Origin of the sequence: Streptomyces sp. NPDC007901, assembly GCF_042959465.1 — a bacterium.
Lineage (GTDB): Bacteria > Actinomycetota > Actinomycetes > Streptomycetales > Streptomycetaceae > Streptomyces.
Genome location: NZ_JBIBKW010000035.1, coordinates 1 through 16,803, shown reverse-complemented (window position 1 = coordinate 16,803; position 16,803 = coordinate 1). Strand labels below are relative to the sequence as shown.

At 69.1% G+C, this 16,803-nt stretch carries 12 protein-coding genes, 1 tRNA gene and 4 pseudogenes; 9 read left to right on the top strand and 8 right to left on the bottom strand.

Annotated features, from left to right (window positions below; translation table 11 throughout):
• Nucleotides 1-77 precede the first annotated feature (77 nt).
• The 3 genes from ACFZDK_RS51710 to ACFZDK_RS51700 all read right to left on the bottom strand — a co-directional run bounded on the left by ACFZDK_RS51710 (nt 78) and on the right by ACFZDK_RS51700 (nt 2,490).
• On the bottom strand, nt 78-419 hold the full coding sequence (locus tag ACFZDK_RS51710; protein WP_390985267.1) for an N-acetyltransferase: 342 nt from the start codon (nt 417-419) through the stop codon (nt 78-80).
• Nucleotides 420-665: 246 nt separating this feature from the next.
• On the bottom strand, nt 666-1,502 hold the full coding sequence (locus tag ACFZDK_RS51705) for an alpha/beta fold hydrolase (protein ID WP_390985265.1): 837 nt from the start codon (nt 1,500-1,502) through the stop codon (nt 666-668).
• 262 nt (nt 1,503-1,764) lie between these two features.
• Nucleotides 1,765-2,490: an alpha/beta fold hydrolase gene (locus ACFZDK_RS51700; protein WP_390985262.1), complete on the bottom strand. Its 726-nt coding sequence runs from the start codon at nt 2,488-2,490 to the stop codon at nt 1,765-1,767.
• Nucleotides 2,491-2,981: 491 nt separating this feature from the next.
• On the opposite strand from ACFZDK_RS51700, the gene ACFZDK_RS51695 reads away from it, so the two are divergent.
• The 3 genes and pseudogenes from ACFZDK_RS51695 to ACFZDK_RS51685 all read left to right on the top strand — a co-directional run.
• Entirely contained in the window at nt 2,982-3,989 is a 1,008-nt protein-coding gene (locus ACFZDK_RS51695; RefSeq protein WP_390985370.1) for an SDR family NAD(P)-dependent oxidoreductase, read from the top strand.
• Between the two features lie 418 nt (nt 3,990-4,407).
• A complete protein-coding gene (locus ACFZDK_RS51690) occupies nt 4,408-7,527 on the top strand; it encodes a S8 family serine peptidase (RefSeq protein ID WP_390985259.1) in 3,120 nt (1,039 codons plus the stop codon).
• 200 nt (nt 7,528-7,727) lie between these two features.
• Nucleotides 7,728-8,114: pseudogene (locus tag ACFZDK_RS51685) on the top strand (transposase); the annotation flags it as partial.
• Nucleotides 8,115-8,466: 352 nt separating this feature from the next.
• Here the strand turns inward: ACFZDK_RS51685 and ACFZDK_RS51680 are convergent.
• Nucleotides 8,467-8,778, bottom strand: a pseudogene (locus ACFZDK_RS51680) (IS630 family transposase); the annotation flags it as partial.
• 163 nt (nt 8,779-8,941) lie between these two features.
• Complete coding sequence (locus ACFZDK_RS51675; RefSeq protein WP_390985256.1) at nt 8,942-9,187, bottom strand: hypothetical protein; 246 nt, start codon at nt 9,185-9,187, stop codon at nt 8,942-8,944.
• 306 nt (nt 9,188-9,493) lie between these two features.
• On the opposite strand from ACFZDK_RS51675, the gene ACFZDK_RS51670 reads away from it, so the two are divergent.
• On the top strand, nt 9,494-9,889 hold the full coding sequence (locus ACFZDK_RS51670) for a DUF4158 domain-containing protein (RefSeq protein WP_390985253.1): 396 nt from the start codon (nt 9,494-9,496) through the stop codon (nt 9,887-9,889).
• A gap of 121 nt (nt 9,890-10,010) precedes the next feature.
• Here ACFZDK_RS51670 and ACFZDK_RS51665 read toward each other — a convergent pair whose 3' ends face one another.
• Both ACFZDK_RS51665 and ACFZDK_RS51660 read right to left on the bottom strand, forming a co-directional pair.
• Nucleotides 10,011-10,841: an alpha/beta fold hydrolase gene (locus ACFZDK_RS51665; protein ID WP_390985250.1), complete on the bottom strand. Its 831-nt coding sequence runs from the start codon at nt 10,839-10,841 to the stop codon at nt 10,011-10,013.
• A 245-nt stretch (nt 10,842-11,086) separates the two neighbouring features.
• The gene (locus ACFZDK_RS51660; protein WP_390985247.1) at nt 11,087-11,548 is read right to left on the bottom strand and encodes a hypothetical protein; all 462 of its coding nucleotides are present in this window, start codon (nt 11,546-11,548) and stop codon (nt 11,087-11,089) included.
• A 1,206-nt stretch (nt 11,549-12,754) separates the two neighbouring features.
• On the opposite strand from ACFZDK_RS51660, the gene ACFZDK_RS51655 reads away from it, so the two are divergent.
• Both ACFZDK_RS51655 and ACFZDK_RS51650 read left to right on the top strand, forming a co-directional pair.
• Nucleotides 12,755-13,525: an IS5 family transposase gene (locus ACFZDK_RS51655; RefSeq protein ID WP_390985245.1), complete on the top strand. Its 771-nt coding sequence runs from the start codon at nt 12,755-12,757 to the stop codon at nt 13,523-13,525.
• A 150-nt stretch (nt 13,526-13,675) separates the two neighbouring features.
• Nucleotides 13,676-14,284: pseudogene (locus ACFZDK_RS51650) on the top strand (tyrosine-type recombinase/integrase); the annotation flags it as partial.
• Between the two features lie 99 nt (nt 14,285-14,383).
• Here the strand turns inward: ACFZDK_RS51650 and ACFZDK_RS51645 are convergent.
• Nucleotides 14,384-14,457 (bottom strand) — tRNA-Pro (locus tag ACFZDK_RS51645).
• A 103-nt stretch (nt 14,458-14,560) separates the two neighbouring features.
• On the opposite strand from ACFZDK_RS51645, the gene ACFZDK_RS51640 reads away from it, so the two are divergent.
• The 3 genes and pseudogenes from ACFZDK_RS51640 to ACFZDK_RS51630 form a co-directional block, all read left to right on the top strand.
• The gene (locus tag ACFZDK_RS51640; RefSeq protein ID WP_390985242.1) at nt 14,561-15,082 is read left to right on the top strand and encodes a DUF309 domain-containing protein; all 522 of its coding nucleotides are present in this window, start codon (nt 14,561-14,563) and stop codon (nt 15,080-15,082) included.
• Between the two features lie 45 nt (nt 15,083-15,127).
• Nucleotides 15,128-15,910 (top strand): precorrin-6A synthase (deacetylating), encoded by a 783-nt coding sequence (gene cobF / locus ACFZDK_RS51635; protein ID WP_390985239.1) that lies wholly within the window; start codon nt 15,128-15,130, stop codon nt 15,908-15,910.
• A gap of 221 nt (nt 15,911-16,131) precedes the next feature.
• Nucleotides 16,132-16,803 (top strand): annotated as a pseudogene (locus ACFZDK_RS51630) (hypothetical protein); the annotation flags it as partial.

The following is a 16,803-nucleotide window of genomic DNA, read 5'->3' as shown; positions in this document are numbered from 1 at the left end:
CCGTGGGCTGCCCGTATGGACCGGTACGGCGGTCCGGAAGTTCCGGCAGGCGTCGGAGAAGACAACGGTGCGGGCGGTCACTTCGACGGCACGGTCTCCAACCACTGCAGGACTTCGGGGGTCACAGGGTCGGCGATGCCGGCGAACTCGTCGTGGTTCTTGAGGAACTTCGCCACGTAGGGGCAGACCGGCACGACGCGCTTCCCGGAGCCACGTACGTCGGTCAGGGCCTGCTGGACGAGGAGCGCCGCCAGGCCCTGCCCGGCGAAGGCGTCGTCGATTTCCGTGTGGTAGAAAACGCGCTGGTCATCGTGGTCGCGGAACGCGGTGAGGCCGACGGTTTTGCCGTCGACCAGGATTTCGTACCGGTGCTTGGCGTCCACTCGCTGGACAGTCGGAGCGGTGGCGGGCTGTGTCATCGTGTGCCTTTCAGCGGCGTGTCGGGTTCTTGCGTGACGCAATGGCGGCATTCGGAAGGGCGGGCGCGGGAACGCGGTCGCCGTCGCAGCCATCCAGGCTGCCGAAGCGGTCGGATGCGTTCTGTCAGGTCTGGGTGGCGATCACCATCAACGCGTTCAACCGGGTCTCCGTCCTGAGTCGGTACCGCGTCCGCAGGGTCCCCTGGTGGTTGGTTCCTCACGTGAGTGATCGCCACCTCGGTCCGTTCAGCGGGCGGCGCTCAAGATCAGATCGGTGACAGGGCCGGGGTCGCTCACGGCGACCGCGTGGGGTGCGCGGACCGTGATGATGCGGGCGCCGGCCCGTTTGGCCATCCACCGCTCGGCGGCCGGGGGGATGTTGCGGTCCTCCGTGGCCACGAGGTACCAGCTGGGGATCTTCTTCCACGCGGCGGCGGTGGCCTTCTCCTGGAGGGCGGCCACCGTGATCGGACGCTGCCCCGCGGCCATCACCCGGGCGGTCGGGATCGGGACGCCGGCCGCGAACTGTTCGCGGAACAGGTCCTTCTTGATGATCAGTTCCTCGCCGGTGCCGCCGCCGGGCAGCGGGTAGGACTGCGAGGACGTGGCCTGCGCCAAGGTGCTGCCGGGGTACTTGTTCGTCAACTCCAGCGCGCTTTCGCCGATGTCGGGGACGAAGGCGGCTATGTAGACCAGCGCCTTCACACGCGAAAACCCGGCCGCGGCCTGGCTGATGACCGAGCCGCCGTAGGAGTGGCCCACGAGCACGATCGGTCCCTGAACGCTGTCCAGGACGCTGCGGATATAGGCGGCGTCGCTCGCCACCCCGCGCAACGGCAGTGCCGGTGCGAGTACGTGGTAACCCCGCCGCAGGAGGCGCTCGACGACGGCGCTCCAGCTGGAGGCGTCGGCGAAGGCGCCGTGGACCAGGACAATAGTGGGCTTGGCCGGGTGCTGGTGCGGGTCGGCCTGCTGGTTCTCCGATGTCGACGTGGCGGCGAAGGCCGCACCAGGGGTTGCCAGGACGGCTGCGCTCGCCAGGAGCGAGGCGGTCACGGTACGGCGGGAGATCGGTGAGTTCATCGCTGACTTCCTGTGAAACGGTGAGGGGGATGCGCCCCCGGACGCACGGAGACGGGTGGCACGGGCATAGGGCGGCGCCTCAGGATTCCTCGACAGCCCGAACCGGCCGCGTCCGCAGATGATCGCCCGGTCGGACAACCGAGAGGGCCGCCCGCCGAAGCTGCCGCGCGGGCGCCGGCGCCATGAGTCTGCGCGTAGCGGAGGAACCGGTTGCCGGTCTGCGGTCGAGGCCCGACGGCAACCGGCCGAGGGGCAGGTGAGGTCAATGGGCGGTGGCCCGGACAGCCTCCTCGATCAGCTTGATGACGCGCTCGGGGTGGGCGAGCATCACCAGGTGCGAGGACTCGATCTCGACGATGGTCATGTCGGCCCGCTTGTAACCGAAGCGCTCCACATCGGGGTTGATGGTGTGGTCGGCTGTGGAGACCAGACCCCAGGAGGGCTTGCTCTTCCAGGCCGCCTTCGGCGCCTTTTCACTGAAGGCCAGTGCGGCCAGCGGACGTTGAGAGACGGCGAGTACGGAGGTGAGGCGTGGGTCGACGTCGGCGGCGAAGATGGCCGGGAACTTGTCGATCTGGACCGACACGTCGGTGCCGGGAGTGGTGGAGCCCTCCACTGGGAAAGGGGTGTAGACGAGCGCGGTGGCGAGGTCGGAGTCAGGGAAGGCGCCCTGCAGTTCGCCCAGGCTCTCGCCTTCTTCCAGGGCGTAGCCGGCCAGGTAGACCAGCGCCCTGACGTTGTCCTCCACACCGGCGACGGTGATGACGGCACCGCCGTAGGAGTGTCCGACCAGGACGACCGGGCCGGGTATCTGACGGACGATCGAGGCGATGTAGGCGGCGTCGCCGAGCAGGCTGCGGTTGGGCACCGCCGGGGCCACCACGTCCAGGCCGCGAGCGATCAGTTCGGGGATGACGCGGGCGTAACTGGACGCGTCGGCGAAGGCGCCGTGGACCAGGACGACGGTGGGGCTTTCAGAACGGGACATGGCTCAACTCCCTGTTGATGGCGTGGTGATCAGCTGATGCACGGCCAGGCGGTCAGCGTCGGGTTCGCTGCTTTGCTGCTTTGCTGGGAGCGAGTGGCCCCGGGGATGGGAAGGGCTGCCTGGGGTGAGGCGCTGCGCCGGTCCGACCGGTGCACGCGGTGTCCGAGACGTGCGCTGACCGTCGGCGTGAGCAGCACATTAGGGGCACCCGGCGGAGGCATCTTGTCTGTCGGTGCACCACCTGTGGTCCGTCCGCGCCCGCGAGGGGTGCGGGTGAGCGCCGACCTCAATGGCCTTGCGTGGCAGCGCGCCGCGGCGCGTCCTCCGCACGCCACTTCGAGGCAAGAAGCGGTGCGCTCGAGGACAGCAGGAGGCGGGCGTTCGCCCTGGCGTGATGACATCCGTGCTGCGCATGCACTGAACGCCCTGGCGGTTTCGGGCAGTCCAGCCGGCCCACGACCGGCTACGACTACGACACCTTCGCGGCTGATCTGAACACCGTGACGGAAACTCTCGACCCGCAGGATGCCACCCGGCTCGGCTTCTCGACGGGCACAGGTGAGGTCGCCCGCTACGTCTCCGCGTACGGCTCCGCCAGGATCTCCAAGGTCGCCTTCCTGGCCTCGCGGGACCCTTCCTGCTCAAGACCGGCGACAACCCGGGCGGGGTCGCGCCGAAGGAGTTCTTCGATGACGTGGTTGCGGCTGTCAAGGCGGACCGCTACGCGTACCACAGCAACTGCTTCGACGACTTCTACAACCTCGACGAGAACCTGGGCACCAGGATCAGCGAGGAGGCGGTTGCAAGATCTGGAACGTCTCAGCCGGCGGTGGCTTCTTCGCCGCCGCCGCGCCGTCGACCTGGTAAGCCGACATCTCAGCCGTCGACATGCCCGCCTGATCCTGCACGGCACGGGCGACCGGATCTCGGTGCTGGTCAACAACGCCGGCATCGGCGGCGAACCCGACGGGACCGACCGCCGACTCACCGTCGACGGGTACGAGCTCCGCTTCGCGGTCAACCATCTCGCCCCGTTCGTGCTGACCCAGCACCTGCTGCCGCTGCTCGACCGCGGAGCCCCCGCCCGTATCGTCAACGTCGCTTCGATCGGCCAGGCCCCGATCAACTTCGACGACCCCACCCTCGAACACGGCTACTCGGGCATGCGCGCCTACGGCCAGTCCAAACTGGCGATGATCGCCACAGGCTTCGTGCTCGCCCGACAACTCGACCCACACCGGATTACGGTCAACAGTTTGCACCCGGCCACATTCATGCCGACCAAGATGGTCCTGGATTCGGTCGGTTACAGCATCGACTCCCTCGAAGACGGCCTGCAGGCCACCCTGCGCCTCATCCTCGCCCCCGAACTCGACGGGATGACCGGACAGTTCTACGACCGCACCCATGCCGCAAGGGCACACGCCGAAGCCTATGATCCGAGCATCCAGCAGGAGCTCTGGGACCTCAGCACCAGACTCACCAAGCGCCCCGAATGACCCTCGAAGATCCAACGGCGCTGCCCGACAGGGTGTGCTCGCGGGTACAGAGGTCGGTCGCGTACAGGCCCACCTCGACTCCAAGACTGCCGGCGCTCAGCATGGTGTGATCGCCGAGCTGCTGCAGTGGAGCCGCTGGCATCGGGGTTCGGGACTCGTCACATTCGCGTTGTCCGCCCGAAGATCGAGCCCTGCGGCGTCCGGTACGTGCGATCGCAAGGGGCCGGAGCGCCCTCGACGGGGTCCCCTGCTTCCCGGAGAAGTACAGCCACTGTGGCCACGTGAGCGTCTGAAACAACCTGTAACACCTTATTAACTGACGTCCAGTTAGGTAGGTCGCGCTCCCCTCTCACATCCCGGGAGAGAGCGTCGACGTTCATGGGAGCGCTCCCATATGGGAGCTACTGGAAGGAGTCTCGTGGCGACGAGCAGACGAACCCAGCGACGGAGGCTGGCCATACCCCTGCTGGCCTTCGTCCTGGCCGGCGGCGGCACGGTCGCCACCGGGGGTACGGCAACGGCGGCAGCCGCCGAGCCGGACACCTCGGTGGGCAGCGGTGTCAGCTCTGGACTGCGACCCGGCGGAGATCGGGTCGACCTGACCGGGGGCGCCGGCCGGTTCAGACCGCGCCAGACCGGTGAGTCCGATGCGAAACACAAGCAAAAGCCCTCAGGCCGCACTCCGTACATTGTGCAACTCGCCGAGGAACCGGTGGCGACGTACACGGGCCGGCTCTCCGGGCTGGCCCGGACCCGCCCGGCGCCGGGCGAGCCGCTGGAACCGCAGTCGGGGGCGGCGAAGGCGTACCGGAAGCACCTTGGTACCCAGCGGACGGCCGTGGCCAAAGCAGCCGACATCACGGTCAACGAGGTCTACACCACGGCCCTCAACGGATTCTCGGCCACGCTGACCGCGGCTCAGGCCGAGGAAGTGAAGGCGGACAAGCGGGTCCGCTCGGTCACCAAGTCCCAGGTGGTCGGTACCAGCCAGGCGTCTCTTGGTGACACCACGCCGCAGCCGACGACCGGCACGGCGACGGGCACCGCCGGAACAGCGAGCACTGAGGCGTCGGCCACCGGCGCCCGGGCAACCGGCTCGCCGGCGACCAGCGCGCAGAAGTCCGCCGCGCGGAAGCCGCGCAGAAGCACCGGCGCCGGGGTCGTGATCGGCGTCCTGGACACCGGGATCTGGCCGGAGAGCCCGTCGTTCGCCAAGCGGATACCGACGGCCCCGGCGGGCTGGCACGGCACCTGCCAGACCGGCTACACCTTCGCCGCCCAGCACTGCAACGGCAAGATCGTCGGCGCCCGGTACTTCGCCGACACCTACCTCGCCGCGTCGGGCGGCACGCTGCCCGAGGGTGAGGTGCTCTCCCCCCGGGACATGGTCGGGCACGGTACGCACACCGCGTCCACCGCGGCCGGCCTGCCCGTCGACAACGTCACCATCTCGGGGCGGAACTTCGGTTCGATCTCCGGTGTGGCCCCGGACGCGCAGATCGCCGTCTACAAGGTCCTCTGGGGCGGCTCGGGATACGACGCCGACATCATCGCGGGCATCGACGCGGCGGTCGCCGACGGCGTACAGGTGCTCAACTACTCGATCGGAACGCAGTTGGGGGACAGCGAGCCCAACACCCCGATCGGCCAAGCCTTCCTCAACGCCACGCTGGCCGGAGTCTTCGTCACGGCCGCGGCCGGCAACTCCGGCTTCAGCAGCGCGGTCAGCAACACCCAGCCGTGGGTCACCACAGTCGGCGCGGCGGTGACCCACGTGAACGAGGGAACCGTCCGGCTCGGCGACGGCACCTCGATCACCGGCGCCTCGCTGGACGTGCTCCCCGGCGGCCGATCCCTGCCGCTGGTCTTCGGCGAGCAGGCCGGCACATTGGAGGAGGGCTCGGCGTACTGCGAGCCCGGCAGCCTGGACCCGGCGAAGGTGAAGGGCAAGGTGGTCGCCTGCGCCCTGGACAGCCCCTACGGCGCGGTGGAGGAGCTCAAAGCCAAGCACGCGGCGGCAATGGTCCTCTTCGACCCCAATGGCAACTTCCGGGTCAACAGCATCTACGACTTCCCGGTGCTCTATCTGAACACCAGGGACCAGGCCGGCAAGATCTTCAACTACCTGATGAGGCACCCGGCCGACGGCACCGCACGGTTCACTTCGAGCAGCCACGGCTCCGGTGCCCCAGGGGTGCCGACCATCGCGGACTACTCTTCGACAGGGCCGGACAAGATGCACCCCGGGCTGATGAAGCCCGACCTGGTCGCCCCCGGCAGCGACATCATCGCGGCCGTCTCCCCGCCGGGAAACTTCGGCCGGCAGTACGACGCGTACTCGGGTACCTCGATGGCGACCCCCCACGTGGCCGGTGAGGCCGCGATCCTGCGGGCCGAGCATCCCGACTGGTCGCCCGGCGCGATCGCCTCGGCGTTGCACACCACAGCCGGCACCGTGGGCAACACCAGCCCGCTGGCCCAGGGCAGCGGACTGCCGTCGCTGAAGCGGGCCACCGATCCGGGACTGGTCATCGAGCCGGACGCCAAGAGTCTGACCGCCTTCAGCGAAGCGGCTCAGCCCGACGGCCGCGAGCTGAACCTGCCGTCGATCGGGCTGCGCGATTACGACGGCACCAAGCCGGTGGTGCTGACCCGCAAGCTGACCAACGTCGGCGGCAAGCGGGAGACGTACCACGCCTCGACGAGCGGGCTGGAGGGCATGCGGGTGAGCGTCGCACCAGCAACGGTGACGGTGGCACCGGGTGAGACCGCCACGGTCACCATCACGCTGCGGCGCGGCAGCGCACCGTGGGACCGCTACGTCACCGGCGCGATCACCTGGCGCGGCACCGCCCACCAGGTACGGATCCCGGTCGCCGCGCGCCCGTGGGGCATCTCGCCCCGGCAGTACGACGACAACCTGGAAGAGTTCGGCCGGCTCGCCGACGGCACCTACGGCATGTTCGAGCCGGGCTTCACCGGCCCGGTCTCCGGCCGGTCGACCGGCTACGCCCCCATGCAGCGGGAGTCGTACTCGATGCAGACCGGGGTCAGCGGCGGGGTCTTCGACCGGAAGGCCCTCGGAGTGCAGGCGCACTCCTTCAAGGTGCCGGCGGGCAGCGCCGGAATCGTCGTGGACACCGCGACCGACGACCCGGACACCAACCTCGACCTCTGGCTGTACAAGGGCGACAAGCTGGTCTACCGGAGCGCCGCCAGCTGGAGCAGCTCCGAGCGGGCCTGGGTCTTCATGCCGGAGGCGGGCACGTACACGGCGTATGTCTTCGCACAGGACTCCGGTAGCCCGGTCGTCGACTACCGGCTCGGCCACGTCGTACTCAGCCGTAACGGCCACTACACGCCAGCGACGCTGGAACTGCCGACCGCAGTGGAGCGCGGCACGACACCGCAGTACAAACTGCGGCCGGGCGCTCCGCTGAAGCCTGACGTCGAGTACTGGGCGTACACCGAGCTCCGTACCAAGGGGCAGGTGATTCCGGGCCAGTTGGTGTCCACGAACCAGTACTCCTGGGAGTGACGCGGTAACCCCCGGGAGCCGTGGCTCCCAAGTGGCCGGTGGGGCGGGGCCGAGCGGCTCCCGCCCCACCGGTTCGCTCACGCCCCGGAGTCCACGAAGCCGGCATCCTGCTCCTCGGCGCAACGGCACAGCGAGTCGTGCGCCGCAGGGTTCATCCGGTGATCGAGAGGAGCCGCAACTGTCCGGGGAGCAATGCTCGGATGTCTGTGGATCAAGCTCGGGGAGCACGCGGAGGTTCCCTGATCGACGAGATCCTCCGTGAAGGCGCCGGGCGGATGCTCGCCGCCGCGCTGGCGGCGAAGTCAGCGCCGTCATAGGCAAGTTGACCGACGAGCGGGACGAGACGGGCCGGCGCCTGGTCGTCCGCAACGGCTGCCTCAGGCCGAGGAAGGTCACCACCGCGGCCGGGGCGGTCGAGGTGCGAGCACCGCGCGTGAACGACAAGCGCGTCGATGAGACCACAGGCGGACGCAAGCGGTTCGCTTCGGTGATCTTGCCGCCCTGGTTGCGTAAGTCCCGGAAGAGGCGGCGAGGTGCTGCCCTTGAGCTACCTGCACGGACTGTCCTCGGGGGACTTCGTGCCCGCTCCCGGAGAAGACGCCCGGCCAGTTCCTCCGGCATCCGCGCGACGTCCGCGCGGATTCACCGGGTCAGCTCGGCCGGGTCGCCGACGAAACCCCGGCGCCGGCCGGTAAGGGGGCGGACTGGGGCGCTGCGGCCGCTTCGTCGAACCGACGGATCCTCACCAAGCTCCGCACCGGTCCCGCCCGCGCGACCGGCCTGCTGCGCGCCCTGTTCGTCCTGACGAACCCCTGAGGAGCCCGCCGACAGATGATCTACACCCGAGACATCCGCCCAACACCAGCATGACCACCCCGAACGACCCTCACGCCACCACCCTGACCCGCTACTTAGTGTGATGCGCCAGAAATCGCAGGCTTAAGTCTCTCGCTGATTCTCGATGGCTGGCGGAGTGACCTTGGTGAGGTAGTCGGCGAGAGATTTGAGGATCTCGTCGGCGGTCTTGGTCCAGGTGAAGGGCCTGGGGTTCTCGTTCCACGAGTCGATCCAGGCCCTGATGTCATCCTCCAGCGCCTTCACCGAGGTGTGGACGCCGCAGCGGATGAGCTTGTCTGTCAGCAGACCGAACCACCGCTCGACCTGGTTGATCCAGGAGGAGCCGGTCGGGGTGAAGTGGACATGGAAGCGGGGGTGCTTGCCGAGCCAGGTCTTGATCTCTGGGGTGTTGTAGCGGTCTTCGAAGACTCGGAGCCGGTCCGCGACCTGGTTGAGGTCGGTGAAGTCGTTGGGTGAGATGACCTTGCGCTGTACGACGGAGAAGTAGATCTCCACCAGGTTCGCCCAGGAGGCGTACACGGAGTGTGGACAATGACGGCGTTAGGGAACGCGCTGGTCAGGCCATCGGCGGCCCTCCTCCTCGGTGGGAGAAGCCGTTATCGACAATCCAGAACACGCGCCTGGCGCCGGCGTAGGGTTCCTGGGTCATGACCTGGGTGACCATGTTCATGAATGGGTGGATGCCGGCGGTGGCCTCGGTGCAGCCGATGACGTGCGCGCGGTGAACGTCGTAGGCGGCCAGGTAGGCCAGCGCACGCCCCGGCCAAGATGACGCGCCGCCATTCCGCGATCTCCTCATCATCGGCGTTGGCGAACCAGCAGTGTCCTTCAGTCATGAGCCGGTCAACCAACTCCCGCCGCCATCGCCCGCCGCGCACGGGCCACGGGCCGCTCGTTGTACTGCGTCGGAGACGCGGCGGGTACCAGCGTCTCACCGCGGTCAGCGGACTCCGCTTCGTTGGGTTGTCTCCCATGGCGGGGGTAGAACCGGCCCGCTTCCGTGACCTCCACACGGACAGACCACCGCCCTTGGCCACGGTCAAAAGCCCACTCTCCGCAGAGCGTACGCCGAACGCCACTCCCCTGATGCCCAGGCCGCGGGACCCGTGTGGGTGAGTCCAGGGTTGTACAGCTGCACGGGGGAAGCCCCAAGAGGACGATTTGCGACCGTGGCGCGTACCCCTTTGGACCTGGACGACCTGGTCGAGCACTGGACGCTGTTGAAGGACGAGCAGGGGCTCGTGTCCGGCAAGCGCGGTGCGACAAGACTCGGCTTCGCGGTGTTGCTGAAGTTCTATACGCAGTACGGCCGGTTTCCCCGGGGCCGGTTCGAGCTCCGGGCGAGGCGGTGGAGTTCGTTGCCCGGCAGGTACAGGTGCCCGCGTCCGAGCTGGACGCGTATGAGTGGAGCGGTCGGACGGTCGAGTACCACCGTGCGCAGATCCGCGGGCACCTGGGCTTCCGTGAGTGCAGTGTCGCGGACGCGGACAAGCTGACGGCCTGAGGCGAGCGGCCGCCACCGCGAACGCCGCTGTCCCCCGGCAACGGCCCGCATGGGCGTCACCGGGGGACAGCGTGTCGCTGATCAGGTTGGCGCTGTCGCCCGGCAGAGCCGGGTGGTCGCCTTAACCCTCGACGAAGGCGAGGATGTCGGCGTTGAGGACCTCGGGGTGCGTCGACAGCATGCCGTGGGGGTAGCCCTCGTAGCTCTTGAGCGTGCCGTTCTTGAGCAGCTCAACGGACTTCGGGGCCGAGTCGGCGTACGGCACGACCTGGTCGTCGGTCCCGTGCATCACGAGGACGGGGACGTCGATCTTCTTCAGGTCCTCGGTGAAGTCGGTCTCCGAGAAAGCCTTGATGCATTCGTAGTGGGCGTTCGTCGCGCCCATCATGCCCTGCCACCACCACCGGTCGATGAGTCCCTGGGACACCTCGGCGCCGGGCCGGTTGAAGCCGTAGAAAGGTCCGGCCGGGACATCGATGAAGAACTGGGCCCGGTTGGCGGCGACCGCCGCACGGAAGCCGTCGAAGACCTCGATGGGGGTGCCTTCGGGGTTGCTGTCCTTCTGCACCATGACCGGGGGGACGGCGGCGACGAGTACCGCCTTGGCGACCCGGCCGGGCTTGGCCTGCGCCACGTAGCGCGCGACCTCGCCACCGCCGGTGGAGTGCCCGACGTGCACCGCATCCCTGAGGTCCAGGGCGTCGGTCAGCACGTTGACGTCGGCGACGTAGGTGTCCATCTCGTGGCCGGTCGCGGGCTGGCTGGAGCGCCCGTGCCCGCGGCGGTCGTGGGCGATGACGCGGTAGCCCTTGGAGAGGAAGAACAGCAACTGGGCGTCCCAGTCGTCCGAGCTGAGCGGCCAGCCGTGGTGGAAGACGATCGGCTGGGCGTCCCGCGGGCCCCAGTCCTTGTAGAAGATGACGGTGCCGTCCGGCGTGGTGACTGTGCTCATTGCTGGTTCCTCTGCTTGTTCGGATGTTCGGTTGTGCGTCGACCCGCTGTCGGGCCTGTGCGAGAGCGTTCTCGCCCGTCAGACGGCTCTCGGGTGGCCCCCGCTCGAGCCGCTTGGAGCTTCACTTGGTTGCTTCGACGGCCCGCAGGATGATGTCCACGACCTCGTCGGGGTGGGAGAGCATGACCATGTGCGAGGCGTCGATCTCCACGAAGTCGATTCCGGCAAGGCGGTAACCGAAGCGTTCACATCGGGATCGATGGTGGTGTCGGAGCTGGAGACGACCGCCCACGCGGGCTTGGTCCTCCACGCTGCGGCGGTTGCCTTCTCGGCGAACGCCAGTCCCGCAGCGGGCGCTGCGACGACGGCAGCACGGCGGCGAGATCCGGGTCCACGTCGGTGGCCACGACCTCGGGGAACTTCTCCACGTCGACGGTGACGTCGGGGTTCTTCTCGTCGTAGTCCGCCAGTGGCGACGGCGTGAAGACGAGCGGCGTCCAGCTTCGAGTCGGGGAAGCCGCCCTGGGGTTCACCGAGGCACCGCGCACGAGGGACGCCATGTAGGCGGCGTCGCCCAGCAGGCTGCGGTTGGGCACACCAGGAGCGACGACCTTGAAGCCCCGCTTCAGCAACCGGCTGGTGACGGGGGCGTACCAGGAGGCGTCGGCGAACGCTCCATGGACGAGAACGTCTGTCGGTTGGGTCATGGCGGGGTCCTCGGGTGAGCTACGGGCGGTGAGCCCCTTTCGTCCGTTCGAGGATACGGAGTCATGTCGCGGCGTCTTGCCTCTGAGCGCACGACGACTGGCACGAGAGCGCTCGCTCGGCATGCGCGAAAACGTCGCGTCATCGACCGTAGCCGCGGTCAGCGCGGTGGGTATCGGTCCACCCGCAGGCCGCCGTCACCCGGCCGCGTAAGGCCGCGTGTGAGGCGGGCCGGACCGTCCGTGGTCCCCGCCGACCGCCGACCTCGTAGCCCCCTGGCCCGCAGGTGTCGCGGAGGCGGGGAGGCGCCCAGGGTCGAGTGCCAGGCGCCGGAGGCGGGGGCGCAGTCGGAGTCGTGGAGCAGGACAGTGCCTCCGCCGTCCAGATCGACCGTGCCGGTGCGGTGGACGGACCGCCCGCCGGCGATGACGGTGGAGCAGGAACGTCACGCCCGCAGCCTGGTCGCCCGCCCGGGGAACACCGTCACCTCAATCGCGAAGCTTCTGGACGTCAGCAGGAACACGGTCCACAAGTACGTGCCCGAACCGGAGGGCGGCCGGGTCGCCCTCGCGGAGGCGACGGCCGCACCCGAACTGTCCCGGCCCGAAGTCGGCCCAGTTGCTCCGCCGTTTGCGGCTGATGACGATCCGGCGCCCCGAGACCCCCGCGAGTTCGCGAAAACAGAAGGCGCTTCCGGGGGGGGACCCGGGGGTGCGGTGGCCTGATGCTAGGGGGTGGACCCGTGGGTTCGCGGTGAAGTCGCGGGTGCCGCTCCAGAGTCGACGACGTCCAGGCGAAGTTGGTCGTCGTGCTCGTCGCCATCCATGTCCTCGGCCGACGTGCGACCCGTTATCCCTTGTTGTCGATCCAGACCTTGCCCAAGTAGCCAGCCACCCCAGTGCGCTCAGCGTGCCGCGCGGACGACCAGCGAGGCAAGCTGACGACCCGCCGCCTCGTCCAGCGGAGCGTGGTCGAGCAGCAGTCGGTACCTCCGGACGGTCGTCATTGCCTGGGCCCAAGGTCTGCGCGTGGGCGGCCAGCACTTCGACGGCCTCAACGGCGTGGCTTCGTCCTTCGCAGACCGGGGTGAAAAGCCCCCCGAGTCCAGGAGCAACTCAGAACCACCACTGGACCGGAGCGCCCCTCCCGCCGAGGATGCACGACCCACGCGTGATCGGGGCGATCCACCCTGCGCGGGCGACGCCGCGTTGGCATGGCGCGGAGTTCTTCCTGTATATCCGTCGGTCAGCGGGCATCAGGGGAAGTACGCGATGCGGGAGATCGTGAACGCGATCCTCTACCAGAACCGCACGGGTTGTCAGTGGGAGTTCCTGCCCCATGACATGCCCCCGCCCGGAGCGGTGAAGTACTACTTCTACCTCTGGCGTGACGAGGGCACTGACCAGGACGTTCACGACCTGCTGCGCTGGCAGTTGCGGGAGAAGCGGAAGCGATTAGCCGACCCGGGCCTGGTGGTCCTGGACACGCGGAGCGTCCACGCCTCCGTCGGATTCCCGGCCACGACGACGGGCCGGGATGCCGCGAAGAAGGTGCCGGGCAGGAAGAGATGCCTGGCCGTGGACGTGCTGGGCCTCGTCATTGACTGCGGCGTCCTGCCCGCCTCCGCGCACGAGAACACCGCCGGCATCACCCTGCTGGACGGTGTCGCCGGGCAGTGCGACACGGTGAAGAAAGCCCTGGCCGACCAGGGCTTCAAGAAAAAGGTCGTCGAGCACGGCAGACACGTGGGCATCGACGTCGAGATCGTCGAGCGCTACCCGGACGACAAGGGCTTCGTTCCGCAGGCCAAGCGGTGGATCGTGGAGCAGACGAACGGGATCCTGATGTTCTACCGCCGCCTCGTACGCGACTACGAACACCGCCCCGCCTCCTCTCGCTCCCGCGTCCTGTGGGCGATGACCTCCGTCATGAGCCGCCGCCTCACCGGAGCCACCATCGCTTCCTGGAGGACCGCATGAGCGAGAAACCCACAGGTCAAAGCCATCCTGGAACACATCGAGACCCGTGAGCGTGAACTGGCCGACCAAGCCGGGCAGTTCCGGGCCCGCATCGAGGAGCTCACCCGGCAGCTCGGCGAGATCGGCGCGGAGAGCGAGAACCTGCGCATCGCGCTCGTTGCCGCCTCCCACGACCAGTACCGCGGCTGGGGAGACGTCGTCGTCTTCGCCGCATGCACCGCCGCACGGATCGGCGAGGTCTCAGGCTGCCGTGTCGGGGACATCGACACCAACCAGTGGATCTGGACGGTACGGCGCCAGACCACACCCGCACCCGGCGGGCTGACCGACAAGGGGACCAAGGGCAAGCGGGCCCGCAAGGTTCCCATCGTCGAGGAGATCCGTCCCCTCGTCGCTCAGCGTGTCCTGTCCGCCGGCCCGAATCCCGATGCCCGCCTGTTCACCGGCCCGCGCGGCGGACGCATCTCCACCGCCGTCCTGCGCGACGCCACACACTGGGACGACATGGTCACCAAGCTCGGCTACGAGCACCTGCGCCGCCACGACCTCCGGCACACCGGACTGACCTGGTTCGCCGACGCAGGCGTGCAGGTCCACGTCCTCCGCAGGATCGCCGGCCACGGATCCCTGACCACCACCCAGCGCTACCTGCACCCGGACGTACACAAGATCACGGCCGCCGGAGCGGCGCTCTCCGCGCACCTCAGCGTGCTGCGCGCACCGCGCTCGCTGCCGAGCCCGATCGTCGTGACCCGCTGAACCCGGTCAAGGGCGCCGGTCCCCACCTGCTCCCCAAGAATGATCAAGGGCCGGTTTCGGATGCCTCCGAAACCGGCCCTGACCTGCGACTGTCTCCAGTCGGGACGACAGGATTTGAACCTGCGACCCCTTGACCCCCAGTCAAGTGCGCTACCAAGCTGCGCCACGTCCCGGTGCGCTCACTCGCGGTGATCCACGTGGTCGCGCGAACAGCACCCTACCGCACGTACCTGGGCGGGCCGAAAGCGGGCGGGGGGACGGGGGACAATCGGTCGTATGGAAGACGCGGGGACAGACGCGGGGACAGGGGCACGGGACCGGGACGCCGAGGGGCGGGCGCGCAGTGCCCGGCCGCGCGACGGGCTGGGGCGGCCGCTGCCGTACGGTGCGCGCGGCGTCGAGCGGCAGCCCGAGGGGGTCGTGCGGAGTCCCGAGGAGACGGTCGGCGAGGCCCAGGCGCTGCTGGACGCGGGGAAGCCGTTCCACGCGCACGAGGTGTTCGAGGACGCCTGGAAGTCCGGTCCCGAGGAGGAGCGGACGCTGTGGCGGGGGCTGGCCCAGCTGGCGGTGGGGCTCACGCACGCGGCCCGCGGGAACGTGACCGGCGGGGCGCGGCTGCTGCGGCGCGGCGCGGGCGCGGCCGAGGAGTGGGCGGCCGGCAGCGGGGTGCGGCGGCCGTACGGGATGGATGTCGAGGGGCTCGCCCGGTGGGCGCGGGAGCTGGCCGGACGGGTCGAGGGCGGCGCCGGGGGCATCGAGGCGGGGGCCGAGGCGCCCCGGCTGCGCGGCACCGCGTAGCACCGGGGTGACCCGCTGTCAGTGGCATGCGGCAGACTCGGGGGCGTGCGAAAGATTCATGTCATCGGTATCGGCGCGGGCGACCCCGACCAGCTCACCCTCCAGGCGGTCCGGGCGCTGCAGGACACGGACGTGTTCTTCCTCCTCGACAAGGGCGAGGTCAAGAACGACCTGACCCAGCTGCGCCGGGACATGCTCGACACACACATACCGGACGGCGGTTACCGGCTGGTCGAGGCGCGGGACCCGGAGCGGGACCGGGCGGCGAGCGGCGGCGCGTACTCGCCGGCCGTCGGGGACTGGCGCAGCGCCCGCGCGGACATCTACGAGCGGCTGATCCGCGAGGAGCTCGGCGAGGAGCAGACCGGCGCCTTCCTGGTGTGGGGGGACCCGTCGCTGTACGACAGCACGCTGGCGATCCTGGAGGAGGTGCTGGAGCGGGGCGCGGTGGTCTTCGCGTACGACGTGGTGCCCGGGATCAGCAGTGTGTCCTCGCTGGTGGCCCGGCACCGCACGGGGCTGAACCGGGTGGCCCGGCCGGTGCAGATCACCACCGGGCGGCGGCTCGCCGAGGGGCTCCCGGACGGGGTGGACGACGTCGTGGTGATGCTGGACGCGCACCAGGCCTTCCGGCGGTACGCGGACCAGGACATCGACATCTACTGGGGCGCCTACCTCGGCACCCCGGACGAGATCCTGGTCGCGGGTCCGATCGCCGAGGCGGCTCCCCGGATCGAGCGGCTGCGGGCCGAGGCACGGGAGCGCAAGGGCTGGATCATGGACACCTATCTGCTGCGCCGCCACCCCGAGGGGCCGAAGGAGAGCTGACCGTCACTCAGGCGGTTTCGCCGGGTAGCAGGGGTTGTGAACTGGTGGTGGTTGGTGGCGCGTGAGTGTGTTCTGGCACGTATAAGTGAGCTTCCCGGTTGTGGTGGGCGGACTCTCGCTGGTGGGGAACGGGAGTTCTTGCGTCGAATGTGTGACCTTCCGTGGTGGTGGTCGTTGGGTGTGGTGACAGCTTTCTTCGACATGGGTCCGGGGGGATCGGGATGGGTGGACTGCGGGAGGTGGTGGCGCCGTTCGTGCTGCCCGGTCCCTCGGGTGTCGCGGTCCGTGCCCGGCTCAAGGGCCTGACCGGCGGGGACGAGCAGGTGCTCGGCCTGGTCGGCGGCCACCTCGGTTCGCTGGCCTGCGGGGATTTGAAGGCGCGGTGTGCGGCCGGGCTGGAGCACGACAGTGAGCGGTGGGCCGAGCGTAAGCGTGTCCTGACCGGGGAGTCCTCCTCGCGCTGGGCCGGCAGCATCACGAAGGCCACCCACGACCAGTGGGCGCTCGCCCGGCGCGGCCTGCTGGCGCACGTCCACAGTCTCCAGGCGGGCGTGCGCACGATCAGGCACCGGCTGTCCCTGCCCGTGGGCGAGAAGGGCACCAGGCATGAGCCGGGCGGCTATCGCAGCAGCAAGGAGTGGTTCGCCAAGTCCCGCCGCCTGCACGTCCTCGAAGACCGGCTGAAGGCGGCACAAGCCGACTGGCAGGCCGGGGTCGTGCGCGTGGTGCGCGGCGGCAAGCGGCTGCTGAACACCCGCCACCACCTGGAGGCCGCCGGGCTCAGCAAAGAACAGTGGTGTACGAGGTGGCAGGCCGAACGCCGCTTCCTGCAGGCCGACGGCGAGTCCGGGAAGCGGTACGGCAATGAGACCCTCCGCGTCACCCCCGACGGC